Origin of the sequence: Porphyrobacter sp. SLTP (assembly GCF_009905735.1) — a bacterium.
Taxonomy (GTDB): domain Bacteria; phylum Pseudomonadota; class Alphaproteobacteria; order Sphingomonadales; family Sphingomonadaceae; genus Erythrobacter.
On sequence record NZ_JAAALE010000002.1, the window covers coordinates 70,077 to 83,829 of the forward strand.

The 13,753-nt window shown below is 65.2% G+C and carries 13 protein-coding genes; 6 read left to right on the plus strand and 7 right to left on the minus strand.

What is annotated here, in order from left to right; translation table 11 throughout:
* The first annotated feature begins 14 nt into the window (after positions 1-14).
* Positions 15-1,643, plus strand: coding sequence for a phosphoenolpyruvate carboxykinase (locus tag GVM20_RS01660; RefSeq protein ID WP_166545573.1), 1,629 nt, complete (start codon positions 15-17; stop codon positions 1,641-1,643).
* A gap of 122 nt (positions 1,644-1,765) precedes the next feature.
* Positions 1,766-2,092, plus strand: coding sequence for a hypothetical protein (locus GVM20_RS01665; RefSeq protein ID WP_166545574.1), 327 nt, complete (start codon positions 1,766-1,768; stop codon positions 2,090-2,092).
* Positions 2,093-2,113: 21 nt separating this feature from the next.
* On the opposite strand, the gene GVM20_RS01670 is transcribed toward GVM20_RS01665, so the two are convergent.
* From GVM20_RS01670 to GVM20_RS01680, 3 genes are all read right to left on the minus strand, one after another.
* Positions 2,114-3,667 carry a hypothetical protein gene (locus tag GVM20_RS01670; RefSeq protein WP_166545575.1) on the minus strand — a complete coding sequence of 518 codons (1,554 nt, stop codon included), beginning with the start codon at positions 3,665-3,667 and terminating at the stop codon, positions 2,114-2,116.
* A 107-nt stretch (positions 3,668-3,774) separates the two neighbouring features.
* Positions 3,775-5,400, minus strand: a complete 1,626-nt coding sequence (locus tag GVM20_RS01675) for an FAD-dependent oxidoreductase (RefSeq protein WP_166545576.1) — start codon at positions 5,398-5,400, stop codon at positions 3,775-3,777.
* An 85-nt stretch (positions 5,401-5,485) separates the two neighbouring features.
* A complete protein-coding gene (locus GVM20_RS01680) occupies positions 5,486-7,336 on the minus strand; it encodes a DUF885 domain-containing protein (protein WP_166545577.1) in 1,851 nt (616 codons plus the stop codon).
* 72 nt (positions 7,337-7,408) lie between these two features.
* Between GVM20_RS01680 and GVM20_RS01685 the strand changes: the two genes are divergently transcribed.
* Positions 7,409-7,621: a hypothetical protein gene (locus GVM20_RS01685; RefSeq protein WP_166545578.1), complete on the plus strand. Its 213-nt coding sequence runs from the start codon at positions 7,409-7,411 to the stop codon at positions 7,619-7,621.
* A gap of 30 nt (positions 7,622-7,651) precedes the next feature.
* Here GVM20_RS01685 and GVM20_RS01690 read toward each other — a convergent pair whose 3' ends face one another.
* Both GVM20_RS01690 and GVM20_RS01695 read right to left on the minus strand, forming a co-directional pair.
* A complete protein-coding gene (locus GVM20_RS01690; RefSeq protein WP_166545579.1) occupies positions 7,652-8,338 on the minus strand; it encodes a TonB family protein in 687 nt (228 codons plus the stop codon).
* Positions 8,339-8,785: 447 nt separating this feature from the next.
* Positions 8,786-9,442: an alpha/beta hydrolase gene (locus GVM20_RS01695; protein ID WP_160760491.1), complete on the minus strand. Its 657-nt coding sequence runs from the start codon at positions 9,440-9,442 to the stop codon at positions 8,786-8,788.
* Positions 9,443-9,612: 170 nt separating this feature from the next.
* Between GVM20_RS01695 and GVM20_RS01700 the strand changes: the two genes are divergently transcribed.
* From GVM20_RS01700 to GVM20_RS01710, 3 genes are all read left to right on the plus strand, one after another.
* Positions 9,613-10,584 carry an aminotransferase class V-fold PLP-dependent enzyme gene (locus GVM20_RS01700; RefSeq protein WP_234031812.1) on the plus strand — a complete coding sequence of 324 codons (972 nt, stop codon included), beginning with the start codon at positions 9,613-9,615 and terminating at the stop codon, positions 10,582-10,584.
* Between the two features lie 121 nt (positions 10,585-10,705).
* Positions 10,706-11,800, plus strand: a complete 1,095-nt coding sequence (locus tag GVM20_RS01705) for a cysteine desulfurase family protein (protein WP_166545580.1) — start codon at positions 10,706-10,708, stop codon at positions 11,798-11,800.
* Positions 11,797-12,132: a 2Fe-2S iron-sulfur cluster-binding protein gene (locus tag GVM20_RS01710; protein WP_166545581.1), complete on the plus strand. Its 336-nt coding sequence runs from the start codon at positions 11,797-11,799 to the stop codon at positions 12,130-12,132. The genes GVM20_RS01705 and GVM20_RS01710 overlap by 4 nt, the downstream gene beginning before the upstream one ends.
* A 1-nt stretch (position 12,133) precedes the next feature.
* Here the strand turns inward: GVM20_RS01710 and GVM20_RS01715 are convergent, their stop codons facing one another.
* Complete coding sequence (locus GVM20_RS01715) at positions 12,134-12,670, minus strand: type 1 glutamine amidotransferase domain-containing protein (protein WP_166545582.1); 537 nt, start codon at positions 12,668-12,670, stop codon at positions 12,134-12,136.
* A gap of 107 nt (positions 12,671-12,777) precedes the next feature.
* A complete protein-coding gene (locus GVM20_RS01720; protein WP_166545583.1) occupies positions 12,778-13,662 on the minus strand; it encodes a DUF4349 domain-containing protein in 885 nt (294 codons plus the stop codon).
* Positions 13,663-13,753 lie beyond the last annotated feature (91 nt).

Below are 13,753 nucleotides of genomic sequence, written 5' to 3' on the forward strand. Positions count from 1 at the left end.
TGCCCAGGAGACGTATGTTGACCTCGCTCGCAACCCCGTTGGCCGCCCAGAATCTCCACACCGGGGCCACGCTTCATGCCAACCTCGGCACCGCCGCTCTGGTCGAGCACGCGCTGGCCAAGGGTGAGGGCAAGCTGACCAAGCATGGCGCGTTGCTGGTGGAGACCGGCAAGTTCACCGGCCGCAGCGTCAAGGACAAGTATATTGTCCGCGATGACACCACGCAGGACACGATCAACTGGGGCCCGATCAACCAGCCGATGAGCCCGGAACACTTCGCCGCGCTGAAGGCCGATTTCCTCAAGGAGCTCGAAGGCTCGGACGAACTCTACGTCGCCGATCTGTTCGGTGGCTCGCAGCCGGAATATCGCGTCAACGTGCGCGTCATCACCCAGATGGCATGGCACAGCCTGTTCGTGCGCACGCTGCTGGTCCGTCCCTCGGCGGAAGAAGTGGCAAGCTTCGACCCCGAATACACCATCATCAACCTGCCCAGCTTCAAGGCCGACCCGGAACGCCACGGCTGCCGCAGTGATACCGTGATCGCGGTGAGCTTTACTGAGAAGCTGATCCTGATCGGCAACACCGAATATTCGGGCGAGATGAAGAAGGGCGTGTTCGGCCTGCTCAACTACCTCCTGCCCGCGCAGGGCGTGATGCCGATGCACTGCTCGGCCAATATCGGCACGGACGGCAAGAGCGCGATTTTCTTCGGCCTGTCCGGCACCGGCAAGACCACCCTCAGCGCCGATGCCAGCCGCACGCTGATCGGCGATGACGAGCATGGCTGGTCGGACACGGCGGTCTTCAACTTCGAAGGTGGCTGCTACGCCAAGATGATCAACCTCTCGGCCGAGGGCGAGCCGGAGATCTACGCCACGACGCAGATGTTCGGCACGATCCTCGAGAACGTGGCGATGGACGAGGACACGCGCGAGCTCGACTTCACGGATTCGTCAAAGACCGAGAACACGCGCGGCGCTTACCCGATCGAGTTCATCCCGAACACGAGCGAGAAGAACCTCGGCCCAGCCCCGTCAAACGTGATCATGCTGACCGCCGATGCCTTCGGAGTGCTGCCTCCGATTGCGCGGCTGACCGCGGATCAGGCGATGTACTATTTCCTCAGCGGCTACACCGCCAAGGTGGCCGGTACCGAAATCGGCGTGACCGAGCCGGAAGCGACCTTCTCGACCTGCTTCGGCGCTGCCTTCATGCCGCGTCACCCGAGCGTCTATGGCAATCTGCTGAAAGAGCGGATCGCCAAGGGCGGACCGAATGGCAAGGTCGAATGCTGGCTGGTCAACACCGGCTGGACCGGCGGCAAGTACGGCACTGGCTCGCGGATGCCGATCAAGGCCACCCGCGCGCTGCTGAACGCCGTGCTCGATGGCGACATGGACAATGTCGAGTTCCGCAAGGACCCCAATTTCGGCTTCGACGTGCCGGTGCACGTGCCCGTACTGGCCGCAGCCGGGATCGATCAGACCATCCTCGACCCGCGCAGCACCTGGGCTGATGCGGCTGAGTATGACGCGACCGCTAAGAAGCTGGTGCAGCTGTTCATCGACAACTTCGCGCAGTTCGAAGCCCATGTCGATGAAGGCGTGCTGCAAGCCGCCCCGGCGCCCGTCGCCGCCTGAGCCGCATTTCCTGTTGGAGAGGGAGAAGCCCCGCCCGGCGTAAGATCGGAGCGGGGCTTTTTCATTGAATCGCCGCGCAGTTGGCCCACAGTCGCCACAAGAGCGACTCGGAGGAAAACGACATGAGCATTCTCGACGGCATTCTGAAGAACATCGGCGGCGCGCCGGACGATGTGGTGAACCTCGCGGCCAAGATCGGGATCGATCCGGCGATGGCCGGACAGGCGATCGCGGCGCTGGGCAAGACCCATCAGCTTGATGGCGACACGGTGACGCTGGCGGCGGAAAAGACCGGCCTCAGCCCGGACATTCTCAATCAGATCGTCGACGCTATCGGCGGCGAAGGTTCGCTGAGCAACTTCGCCTCGATCCTCGACCGTGATGGCGACGGCAACCCCATCGACGACATCATGGACATGGCGAAGGGCCTGCTGGGCGGCAAGAGCTAAGGACCGAGCCGAAGCGGGGGCTTATTCCCCCGCCTCCGGCTCGGCAGGCGTATCATCTTCGTCCGCCAAATCTTCAATCGTGATCGCGCCGCCGGGCGGTACCTTGTCGAGCAAGGCGAGTATCTGCTTGGCCCGCCCCGCCGCTCCGCCACCATGCGGATTGGCCGCAACGGGGGAAAGCAGGTCACGCGCGATCTCCAGCTTGCCCTCTTTGATCAGCATCATCCCGGTGTTGAGCTGCAAGCCCTGATCGAAGGGCGCCAGCCGCGAGGCGTGTTCCAGCGCCGCGCGGGCGCTTTCAGGCGGTGTTGCGCCGCGTTCGGCGAAACTGCGGTAGTAATAGATCAGCGGCAGCGGGTGATCATTCTCGATCGCGTTCAGCGCCTCGAACGGCTTCATTGCCGCCTCATAGGCGGCTGCCCTGTCATCAGCGTCGCCTGCCAACCGGAATAGCGCATAGCCTTTCTGGACATAGGCATTGGTGCGCGAAGGATCGGCCGCAATGGCGCGGTCGGCCGCAGCGATGGCTTCAGCATTGTTGCCCGCGTCGTATTCCGCTTCGGCCAACGCGGCCAGAACGCCCGCATCATCGGGATACTTCGCAGCGATGGCGCGCACGTCGGGCAGGAGCTTAGCCGCCTCCTCGGCATCCACACCGCGCTGCGACCGGATCACCAGCGGCATGATGGCGGCCTCTCCGGGGGGCAACTTGCGCAAGACAACGGGGTTGCCGACGCTCAGCTTTTCGGGTGGCAGGACAAATGTCATGAAACGGCCGCCGCGCAGATAGGCTGCCAATTCACGCTCCAGCACATCAAGATCGCCGAACGCTGCTTCGCCAGCGGGGAGCGGTGCCATACCATTGAACAGGTTGCGCTGGTATTGTCCCATCTGTCCAACCCGTTCCTTGGAGAAGGTCAGGTAGTGATACAGCAGCCAGCTCTTGCCGTAGAATGCGTCGAAACGTTTGCCTTTCTGCTTTTCATACAGTTCCGGGTCGAGCAACTCGCGGACGTGGACAGGATCGGCAAAGACCAGCTCGCCCCCGCGATGCTGCGCCGCCCGGCCGATCAGCAGGCTGCCATCAAGGTTGAAGGTCGCCGCCGCAAAGAATTCCGCCGCACCCTCGTTCCACCACCGCGGCATCGGAAAGCGCGAGGAGGAAATCAGGAAGTGGTGCGCATATTCGTGCAGCATCACGATGGTTGAGAAATGCGGATAGCCCTTCTGGTTGCGGATTTCCTGTACGAACGCCCGGCTGCCGCCTGCGCGCGGGATGTAGAAGCCACCGACGCTGCGGCTACCGCTCAACTCACGCATGTCACGCTGGTCGCCCACCACGAAGATCGTCACCCGGTTCGACGGGCTGGGCTTTTCGATTTTCTGGCCGGTGAGAAATGCCATCGCGCTGTGATAGCGCTCAAGGTTCTCGGCGAATTTCCGGATGTCGGCTTCTTTGTCATCAGCATAGATGACGAAGTGGTCGCTCGACGCCTCATACCATTCCGCCCGCGCGGGCAGGCTCACCAGCAAGGCAAGCGTGGCGGCAAGAATGCGGAAAAACGCGGTCATCATGGCAAAGCCCCCCGTGTTCGCAGCGCCAGCGACGGCACTGCAAGTGGCGTGAGATTACCCGGATTTCTGCATCTGGCCAGAGGCTTGCGACGAATGGATCGGCTGGGTCAGCCGCCAGCCGCCCGCGTATCCTCCAGATATTGCCAGATGCGGCTGACCACGACCGACCCTTCGCCCACAGCGCTCGCCACGCGCTTGACCGAGTTGGCGCGCACATCGCCGACCGCGAAGATGCCCGGGGCAGTGGTGGCGTAGTCGTCCGCCTGCCCAGCCGCAGCGCCCGTCAGCACGAAGCCCTTGTCGTCGGTTTCGGCCATGCCGGACAGCCAGCCCGTGTTGGGCGCAGCGCCGATCATGATGAACAGCGCGCGGGTGGCGATCCGCTGCTCGGTGTCCTTGGTGCGCAGGGTGATGGCTTCGAGCCAGCTCTCGCCATGCAGCGCGGTCACGGCGCTGTGATAGTGGATCGTGATGCGCGGATCGGCCTCCAAACGCTGCGAGAGGTAGCTCGACATGGACGCCGCCAGACTGCCCGATCGCACCACCAGATGCACATGGCTCGCCGCGCGGCTGAGGAACATCGCGGCTTGCCCCGCCGAATTGCCGCCGCCGATCACCACCGCTTCGGTCTTGCCGCAGAAGCGCGCTTCCATCTCGGTTGCCGAATAGAAGATGCCCGCGCCTTCCAGTTCCTCCAGATTGTCGAGCGGCAAGCGGCGATATTGCACCCCGGTCGCCACCAGCACTGCGCGGGCGCACAGCTCGTCACCATCGTCCAGCGTCGCGCAGAAGGCGCCGTCCGCGCGCCGCGACAGGGCTTCGACCCGGCGCGGCATCACGAAGCGCGTGCCGAACTTCATCGCCTGCACCTGGCCGCGCCAGGTGAGATCGGTGCCGCTGATGCCGGTGGGAAAGCCCATGTAATTCTCGATCCGGCTCGACGTGCCAGCCTGCCCGCCGACAGCGGTATCCTCCACCACCAGCGCCGGGATCCCCTCAGAGCCCGCATAGACCGCCGCCGCGACGCCTGCCGGGCCGCCGCCGACGATCAGCAGCTCGTAGGTCCGTTCGGCACAGATGCCGAGGTCCATGCCGAGATATTGCGCGACCTTGCGCGGGGTGGGGTCGTCCAGCCGCGTGTCCGCGCCGACGATGACCCCTGGCGTGTGCCCGATCAGGCTGCACACCGACGCGGTTTCACGGTCGGTCGCGTCCATATCATAGCTCTGGAACGGAATGCGGTTGCGCGACAGGAAGCGCTCGACCGCCTGCACCTTCGGATCGCGGTCCGCGCCGATCACCTTGATCGTGTCATTGCGCGCCTCGAACTGCTTGCGCCGCCGCGCGGCGAACACGGTGATGAGATGGTCGGACAGTTCCGGCACCCGGCTCATCAGTTCGAGCATCGCTTCGCGTGGCGCTTCGATCACGCGGGTGTCGACCGAGGCGCGCATCCGCATGATGTTGGTGCCGCGGTTGAGGAACCCGATCTCGCCCAGAAATTGCGTCGGCCCGAGCGAGGACGGCAGCATCCGTTCGCCCGTATAGGGATCGACCACCTCGATATCGCCTTCGAGGACATAGATGAACCGGTCCATCGGCTCACCAATGTCCATGACGATCGCACCGGCGGGGTAGAACACCTCGCCCCCGATCGCGCAGATGGCATCGACATGCGCGGGCGCCAGCGGCACCCGGCGCATGGTTTCAAGGTCTTGTCCTAAGGTTTCCATGCGGCCCTCCTGCCCATCTGCCTACCTGCCATGCGCGCGTTGCAACATGGGGTCAGGGGTGGGGGATTGCAATTCGTCCTTCGGCTTACCCCTTGGCCCCCGAGATGTAGCGGCTGACTGTGTTCGCCATCACCGAAAGCGGGGCGTTGCCGCCCAGCACCAAGGCGGTATTGAATTCGCGCATGTCGTACTTGCCGCCCAGTTCCGCCTTGGCGCGTTCGCGTTGGCGCAGGATCTGGCTGTGGCCGATCTTGTAGCCGCAGGCCTGTCCCGGCCAGCTGCAATAGCGGTCGACCTCGGAGGCGACTTCCTCGACCTTGGAGCCGTTGCGTTCGACAAAGAAGGCGCGGCCCTGTTCGCGGGTCCACTGCTTGGAGTGCAGCCCGGTGTCGACCACCAGGCGGCAGGCGCGGAAGGCGAGGGACTGGAGGAAGCCCAGCCGCCCGACTTCAAAGCCCTTGTAAGCGCCGAGTTCGTCCGCGAGCTGCTCGGCATAGAGCGCCCAGCCTTCGCTGAAGGCGTTGAAGGCGAGGATTGAGCGGATCAGCGGGAGGCGGTTGGAGAACTCGCCCTCCCACACGTGGCCGGGGATCGCCTCGTGGAAGGTGAGGTCCGCGAGGTCATAGCGGCGGTGCAGATCCGTGGTTCTGAGGTTGATCCAGAACCGCCCCGGAATGCTGCCATCCTTGCTGCCCGCCCCGCCGTAAGCGCCGGGCGCGCCGGGCTCTTCTGACAGCGGCAGACGCACCACTTCCATGCGCGGATTGACGACCTGCGTGAAGGCGCGCGGCATCTGCGATTTGATCCAGGTGAGGCGCTCTTCGATGAAGGCGAAGATCTCCTTGCGGCCCGGATCGCCCTCGGCAAACTGGTAGCGCGGATCATCGGCCAGCGCCCGCATCCGTTCGCCAACGCTGCCCTTGGAGTAGCCGATCTTCTTGAGGATCGGGTCCATCTTGCCGTGGAGTTCGTCGAGCTCGGCGAGGCCCTGACGGTGGATTTCGTCGGGCTTGAGATTGGTGGTGGTCGATGCGCCCAGCGACCAGGCGTAATATTCCTCGCCCATCGGCTGCGCCCAGATCCCGGCGGAATCCTTGGCGGACGCGCGCTGGGTCTTAAGTTCGGCGAGCTGGCGTTCGAGCGCGGGGACGATCCCGCGCTTGGCAATGCGGGCGGCCTGTGCGGCGGCAGACTTGGCCTCCGCCAATTCGGAGCCTTCGAGCGGCCCGGCATAGGCCTCGGTCGCGCCTGCGATGCTCGCTTCCATCTGGGCGATGGCCTTGTCGAGCAGGAAGGCTGGCGGCACCACGCCCATCGCGCGGGCGGCGGTGATCCGCTCACGCTCACCATCGAGGATCGCGGGGACTTCGATCAGCCGGTCGAGATAGGGGCCGACATCATCGGCGGTCGCGAGCGGCTGGGTCGAGGAGAAGAAGCGCGGCATGTCAATATAGCCGCCGACATTCTGGATCACCACGTAAGGCGCATTGCGCCAGCTGCCGACCGCGACATCGCCGTAGGGCTTGGCCATGCCTTCGATGGCGCGGGAGAAGGCGGTTTCGACCACTTCGAAGCCGATCTGCTGGTCGCTGGTCAGCCCATCCTTGGGGTAGGCGCGGACCTCGGCGACCATCTCTTTCAGGCTGGCGGCATAGGCCTGCCGTCCGACTTCGCCCGGCGTGCCGAAGGTCGATCGCCACGCGGCATATTCGCCGGTGTCGACGCCCGCGCCGGTCGCGCGGCCCGGTTCATGCGCGAGCATCCGGTAAGCGATCCGGTCGAGCGCGGCATCGGGGTCGAGCCCGGCAATCGGGCCGCCGGCGGGCGGTGCATCGCTCGCCGCGCGTGCGGCGGCGGGGAGCAAAGCCAGGGTGGAAACACCGCCCAGCGCAGCAAGCGTCCGGCGGCGGGTGAATTGGGTAAATCTCTCTCTCATGCCGAAAGGTTTGGCGGGGCAGGCACCCCAAGTCAATTGCACCGGGCCGCGAAGGCGGGTTAGGAGCGGGGCATGACCGATATTGTGCTTTCGATCGTGATGCTGGCGGCGCTTGCGCTGGTGGCCGGGGCCTTCGTCCTGTGGCGGCGGACGGGCGAGGTGAAAAACCCGGCGCTGATGGTGCTGCTCGCCGTGATCGCGGTGATCAACGTGCTGATCTGGACCATCCCGACCGAGGGGGGCGAGGCCCCGATCACGCAATTGAAGGCCGCCGGAGAAGGCTAGGGCAAACCCTCCCCGGCGGGCCTCGTCGGCTTACTCGGGGATTCGCCAGGTGATCGTGCCGCTGTAGCTGCCCGCTACCGGCTTGCCATTGCCGTCCCGCGCGGCTTCGAACCGGGCGCGCTTGGTCACGAGGTCGCAGGTCGCCGCATCGAGCGGGGCATGGCCGGTCGAGCGGGTGACGGTGCAGCCGGTCACCTTCCCGCTGGCGTCGATCGCGAGGGTGAAGCGCGCTGTGCCCGAAAGCTCCTCCATGATCCAGCGCGAGCGGTAGTCGTTGTTCGTCACCCACTTGCCCGGATTGCCGCGCGGGCGCGCGCCGACCGGATCGAAGGGCGATGCGCTCGGGCCGGGGATGGGGAACCCGATCTCGCCCATCCCGGTGCCGGTTCCCGCAGGGGTGCCGGTGACGGGAAAGTTGAATACCGTCTCGCCAAGGTTGATGTCGGTTGGCAGTTCGGCAGGCCGCGGCGCGTCCGGGATGGGCGTGGTGGTGGTGGACGTGGTTTTCTGATCCGGCTGCGGCTTGTCGGGTGTGGGCGGCGGCGGGGGCAGGATGGTTTCGGTGATAATCTCGCCTTTGATCCGGGGTCCGGCAGGCTTGGTCGCCACCGTCACCGCAAGGCCCACCACCAGCAGTGCGCCGAAGGCACCGGGAATGCCAAGCGCGCCGACAAGGGCAGCGGGGTTGGGACGGCGATTGGCAGAAGCATAGTTCATCGCAAGGGGGCTCCTCTCTCCATCTACGTGGGAGCAGTGGCCGGAGTGCGAATGACACCAACGCTGTGAGCAAAACCCTCCGGCCCCGCTCGGGATCGAAGGTACTATGCTTTTTACTAGGGACGAAGAACTTTCGCGTTGTTTTTCAGGACTGTAATTTTTGCAACTGAATTGGTAGAGAAAGGTGAGGGAAAACAATCGCTCTGCTGCGCCTGCGATCAAGCCGTTCATCTGGCGGACAGGAATACGGCCAACGATGCCCCCGTCCCGGGCTCGACCCGCGGGAACGAACGGCGCCGAGGACCGTGTTCAACAGTCACGCAGCCCGTCACCCCCGCGCAGGCGGGGGTCTAGCGGACTTCAATGGTCTAGAGTGACGAGCTGGATCCCCGCCTGCGCGGGGATGACGGTTTTCCTAAGCTCGCTTTCGCTCGCTAACGAAAACCGTCACTTAATCGGGCAATCGGGCGAGAGCCGGAAGTCCAGATAATTGTCCACCGACTTCATCAATTCCTCAAGCTCGTTCTCGAAGAAGTGGTTGGCGCGGGGGATTTCCTCGTGGTGGATCGTGATGTGCTTCTGGGTGCGCAGCTTGTCGACCAGCTTCTGCACCGCATTGGGCTGCACCACCGTATCGGCTGCGCCCTGCACGAAGATGCCGCTGGCGGGGCAGGGGGCGAGGAAGCTGAAATCATACATGTTGGCGGGCGGCGCGACCGAGATGAAACCGCGCACTTCCGGGCGGCGCATCAGCAATTGCATCCCGATCAGCGCGCCGAAGCTGTAGCCCGCGATCCAGGTGCTCTGCGCTTCGGGATGGATCGACTGGACCCAATCGAGCGCGCTCGCCGCATCGGAAAGTTCGCCGATGCCGGAATCGAAGCTCCCCTGCGAACGTCCCACGCCGCGGAAGTTGAAGCGCAGGGTGGCAAAGCCGCGGTCGGCAAAGGTCTTGTAGAGCCGCTGCACGATCCGGTCGTTCATCGTGCCGCCGCCTTCAGGGTGCGGGTGCAGGATCATCGCCACCGGCGCACGCGGGCGCGGCGGGGGCGAGAAACGGCCTTCGAGACGGCCTTCCGGGCCGGGGAAGATGACTGAGGGCATCGGTAAACCTTGTGATCGAGGAGCCGCGCCGGGTGGCGCTGTAAATTGCGGTGCCTATATAGGCACACTCGCGCAAATCGCAATTTTTTGTGAGGACTTCCGCTATCCCCGACCGGGTCTATCTCGATCATGCCGCCACCTCGCCGCTGCGCCCCGAAGCGCGCGCGGCGATGGAGGAGGGCTTCCGGCTGTGGGCCAACCCCTCGTCCCCCCACGCCGAGGGCCGCAAAGCCCGCGCCGCGCTCGAAGATGCGCGCGAGCGGATCAAGCGCGCGCTGGGGTGGGATGGCGAGCTGATCTACACCAGCGGGGCGAGTGAGGCCCTGTGGATCGCGCTCAACCGGGCGAAGGTGAAGCGGCGGATTGTCAGTGCGGTGGAGCATGACGCGGTGTTCCGCGCGGCGCCCGATGCGGAGGTGGTGCAGCCTTTCGACGGAACGTTCGATCCCGATGAGCTGCCTGACTGCTCAGGGGCGCTGGTAGCTTTGCAGCACGTCAACTCGGAAACGGGGACGATCATGCAGCCTTACAAGGGCGGCACTCTGGCTGCGATGATCCGCAATACGAGGAGCGTCCTGCTGACCGATGCATCGCAAAGTGCGGGCAAGCTGCCATTGCCGGACGCCGATATGATCGTGGTCAGCGCCCACAAGTTCGGAGGGCCGATTGGGATTGGGGCGCTGCTCGTGCGGGATTTCAACCTGCTAGAGCCGAGTGGTGGGCACGAACGCGGCTATCGGCAGGGAACCGAGAACCTGCCCGGCGCCATCGGCATGGCAGCAGCGCTGGAAGCAGGCGGAATGGAAAGCTGGTCGAGTCAGCGGGCCGACCACATGGCATTTGCCACTGCGCTAGGGCTGTCCGGCCAGATTATCGCTCCAGGGGCTCAGGCAGATAACATCATCGCCGTTGCGCATCCCACCATGAGTGCCCAGGCCCTGCTCATCCGCCTCGACGGACAAGGCTTTGCCGTCTCCGCCGGGAGCGCCTGTTCATCGGGGACGCTCAAGAAAAGCCGGGTGCTCGATGCCTTTGGCGTGCCCGATGATGTCGCGGCGCGGACGATCCGGGTGAGTTTGGGGTGGAACACCACGCCCGAGGAACTGGAGCGGTTTGCCGAGGCCTGGGCTGCGCTATGCTGATTCGTCATTGCGAGCGTAGCGCAGCAATCCATGATCAGACCTTTCGCCCGGACGCGACGGCAGGCCATGGATTGCCGCGTCGCTCCGCTCCTCGCAATGACGAGGGTGTGAGCGTGAACCCATGATCTACCTCGACTACCAGGCCACCACCCCGCTTGCCACCGAAGCGCGGGAGGCCATGCTCAGGTGGCTGGGCGGGCCGGAGAGCGACACTTTCGGCAATCCCCATTCCCCCCACCGTATGGGCCGCATGGCCGCCGCCGCCGTCGAAACCGCGCGCGAGCGGGTTGCGGCGCTGCTCCCGGCAGGCGGCAAGCTGATCTTCACCTCCGGCGCGACCGAGGCGATCAACACCGTGATCCTCGGCACCCCCGGCGATGTCATCACCTTCGCGACCGAACACGCCGCCGTGCTTGATTGCCGTCCCGCCGTCGAAGCGCAGGGGCGGCGCTTCACTGTGCTGCCGGTGCTGCCCGATGGCCGCGCAGATGTCGGCGCATTGGCCGATCATGTCACGTCATCGACGGGTCTTGTCGTGGTCATGGCAATCAATAACGAGATCGGGGTGCGCAATCCGCTCAGCGCCGTGGTCGAGATCGCCCGCCAGGTCGGGGCCAGGGTGCTGGTCGATGCGGTGCAGGCCTATGGCCGGGTGCCGGTCGAGGTCGCGGCGGATTTCATCGCGATCTCCGCTCACAAGTGCCATGGGCCCAAGGGCATCGGCGCCTTGTGGTTGGGTGGTGGCGCAGTCGTTGCCCCCTTGTTGCTGGGTGGTGGGCAGGAAGGGGGCTTGCGTTCCGGCACCCTCTCACCCGCCCTGTGTGCCGGCTTCGGCGCGGCGGCACAGGTGGCGGAAGAAGGGTTGAGCGAGCAAATGTTTCACGTGGAACATTTGTGGAACACGGCGCGGGAGGCGTTTGCGGACTGGGACTTGAACGGCAGCGCGGTGGATCGCTGGCACGGCAATCTCAACATCCGCCGCGAAGGCCTGGACGTCGCCCGGCTGATGAGCGATTGCCGCAACGTGATGTTCTCCGCCGGGAGCGCCTGCGCCAGCGGATCGGGGCGGCCGAGCCATGTGCTCAAGGCCATCGGGCTCAGTGACCGCGCGGCAAAGTCCTCTATTCGCCTCGGATTTGGACGCTATACAAGTCTTCAGGATATTGCAGACGCCGCCGCGATCATCAACGCCGCCGTCAGGGAGCAGGGCTTGTGAGCATCACCATCACCTTCGTTGACCCGCGCGGGCGTCCGGTGGCGGTGACGGCCGAACCGGGAGAAAATCTGCTGCGCGCAGGCCAGGCGGCGGGCTTGCCACTGGAAGGTACCTGCGAGGGGCAGATGGCCTGCTCGACCTGCCACGTGATCGTCGCCGCCGAGTGGTTTGACCGCCTCCTCCCCGCGTCCGAGGAGGAGGAAGACATGCTCGATTTCGCGGCTGGCGCGCGCCGCACCTCCCGCCTGTCCTGCCAGATCGAGCTGACGGACGAGATGGATGGCTTGACCGTCAGCGTGCCGTCAGAGAGCAGCGACGCGCGCCGGATGTAATCTAGGCCTCGGCCGCTTCCATGTTGAGCGCGGCCATCAGCGCTTCGGTGAAGGCGGGGATGTCGTCCGGCTTGCGGCTGGTAATGAGATTACCGTCGACCACCACCGCTTCGTCCACCACGGCGGCGCCCGCATTGGCAAGATCGGTGCGGATCGAAGGCCAGCTGGTGACGGTGCGCCCCTCGATCAGGTCGGCTTCAGCCAGCAGCCACGGCGCGTGGCAGATTGCCGCGATCGGCTTGCCCGCTGCGTCGAATTCGCGGATCAGTTCGATCACCGCGCGCTGGGTGCGCAGGACGTCAGGGTTGATCTGCCCGCCGGGAAGCAGGAGCGCGTCGTAATCCTCGGCCGAGACATTCCCGACCAGGAGGTCGACGGCGACGCTCTCTCCCCAGTTTTCCTGATCCCAGCCGCGGATTTCGCCGGGTCGCAGGCTGCCGACGGTGACTTCCGCCCCGGCCGCTTCGAGCAGGCGCTTGGGCTCCATCAGTTCGGATTGTTCGAAACCGTCGGTAGCGATGATGAGGACGCGCTGCATTGTGGTCTCCTGTGGTTGATGACCACGGGACTAGCCCCCCGCGCGCCGCCATGTTCCGCCGGGCAAGGCCAAGCGGGAGCAGCGCGCGGTGGGCCGTTATTGCGCGCCTATTGCGGGCCGGGTGCAGGGGCGGCGAGGCGGCGGCGGATCGCCCGGTTCGCCCACCACACCCCGCCTGCGGGCAGTGCCACCGCTCCGGCAAGAATCAGCAATGCGACGATCCAGCCAAAGATCGTCCCCAGCGATCCCAGCGCGCCGCTGACGGGCCCGAGGAAGTCACGCGCTGCCGGGGTGCCGGTCTCGTAATGCACCGTAACGCGGCTGTAAGCGACGCGGCCCTCCATCTCCTTGAGCCAGCTGCGCGCCTGATCGATCTCCTCGTTCACCGCGGCGACACTGCGTTCGGCCTCAATCAGTTCTTCCACCGAGCCCTTGCGGGTGCGCAAGACCTGTTGCAGCCGGTCGCGCAATTGCTTGCGGGCTTCCAGCCGCGCTTCGGTGTCGACCAGTTGCTTGGAGAGTTCTTCCGAGGCGATTTCGGCGGCCACCTGCTCGGCTCCGGCATCCAGCGCCTCATCCTCCAGCAGTGCACCGAACGCCCGGGCCTGCCGCGTGGCAACCGCCATTTCGAGCTGGCCCGCAACCTCGCCTTCAAGCTCGCCGATCTTGGTCATGCCGAGGATCTGGCAGACGGCGGGACCCTGCTGTTCGCACAGGGTCGCATGGCGGCGCTGGAGCCCGCCGATTGCCTCTGCCGCCATGCGCCAGCGGAAATCATAGACATAGGCCAATTGCGGCAGGTTGACCGGGATGGAGTCGAGCTTTGGCAGGGCGGTGCTGGTCTGTGCGGCGTTGGCGGGAGCAGGCTCGGCCACGATGGCCTCATTCACGGCAACATCGGCGGCTTCGCTGGCGGCGGTGTCGTTATCGGCGCGGCTGCAAGCAGCAAGGGCCAGTGTGGCGGTGGCAGAAAGAATCAAGGGCTTACGCATGTTTCTCTCTCCTCGTGAGGCGGAGCGGCGGGGCGCGACTCGCGACGCCCGCGTCAGCCTCGCCGCAATGATGCCTTATTTTTGCCATAAT

Excerpts from the sequence above, each read along its gene's own strand:
- GVM20_RS01690 (WP_166545579.1), bottom strand. The coding sequence starts at position 8,338 with ATGAACTATGCTTCTGCCAATCGCCGTCCCAACCCCGCTGCCCTTGTC.
- GVM20_RS01700 (WP_234031812.1), top strand. The coding sequence starts at position 9,613 with ATGGAGGAGGGCTTCCGGCTGTGGGCCAACCCCTCGTCCCCCCACGCC.
- GVM20_RS01675 (WP_166545576.1), bottom strand. The coding sequence starts at position 5,400 with ATGGAAACCTTAGGACAAGACCTTGAAACCATGCGCCGGGTGCCGCTG.
- GVM20_RS01670 (WP_166545575.1), bottom strand. The coding sequence starts at position 3,667 with ATGATGACCGCGTTTTTCCGCATTCTTGCCGCCACGCTTGCCTTGCTG.
- GVM20_RS01660 (WP_166545573.1), top strand. The coding sequence starts at position 15 with ATGTTGACCTCGCTCGCAACCCCGTTGGCCGCCCAGAATCTCCACACC.
- GVM20_RS01720 (WP_166545583.1), bottom strand. The coding sequence starts at position 13,662 with ATGCGTAAGCCCTTGATTCTTTCTGCCACCGCCACACTGGCCCTTGCT.
- GVM20_RS01705 (WP_166545580.1), top strand. The coding sequence starts at position 10,706 with ATGATCTACCTCGACTACCAGGCCACCACCCCGCTTGCCACCGAAGCG.
- GVM20_RS01715 (WP_166545582.1), bottom strand. The coding sequence starts at position 12,670 with ATGCAGCGCGTCCTCATCATCGCTACCGACGGTTTCGAACAATCCGAA.
- GVM20_RS01695 (WP_160760491.1), bottom strand. The coding sequence starts at position 9,442 with ATGCCCTCAGTCATCTTCCCCGGCCCGGAAGGCCGTCTCGAAGGCCGT.
- GVM20_RS01665 (WP_166545574.1), top strand. The coding sequence starts at position 1,766 with ATGAGCATTCTCGACGGCATTCTGAAGAACATCGGCGGCGCGCCGGAC.
- GVM20_RS01680 (WP_166545577.1), bottom strand. The coding sequence starts at position 7,336 with ATGAGAGAGAGATTTACCCAATTCACCCGCCGCCGGACGCTTGCTGCG.
- GVM20_RS01685 (WP_166545578.1), top strand. The coding sequence starts at position 7,409 with ATGACCGATATTGTGCTTTCGATCGTGATGCTGGCGGCGCTTGCGCTG.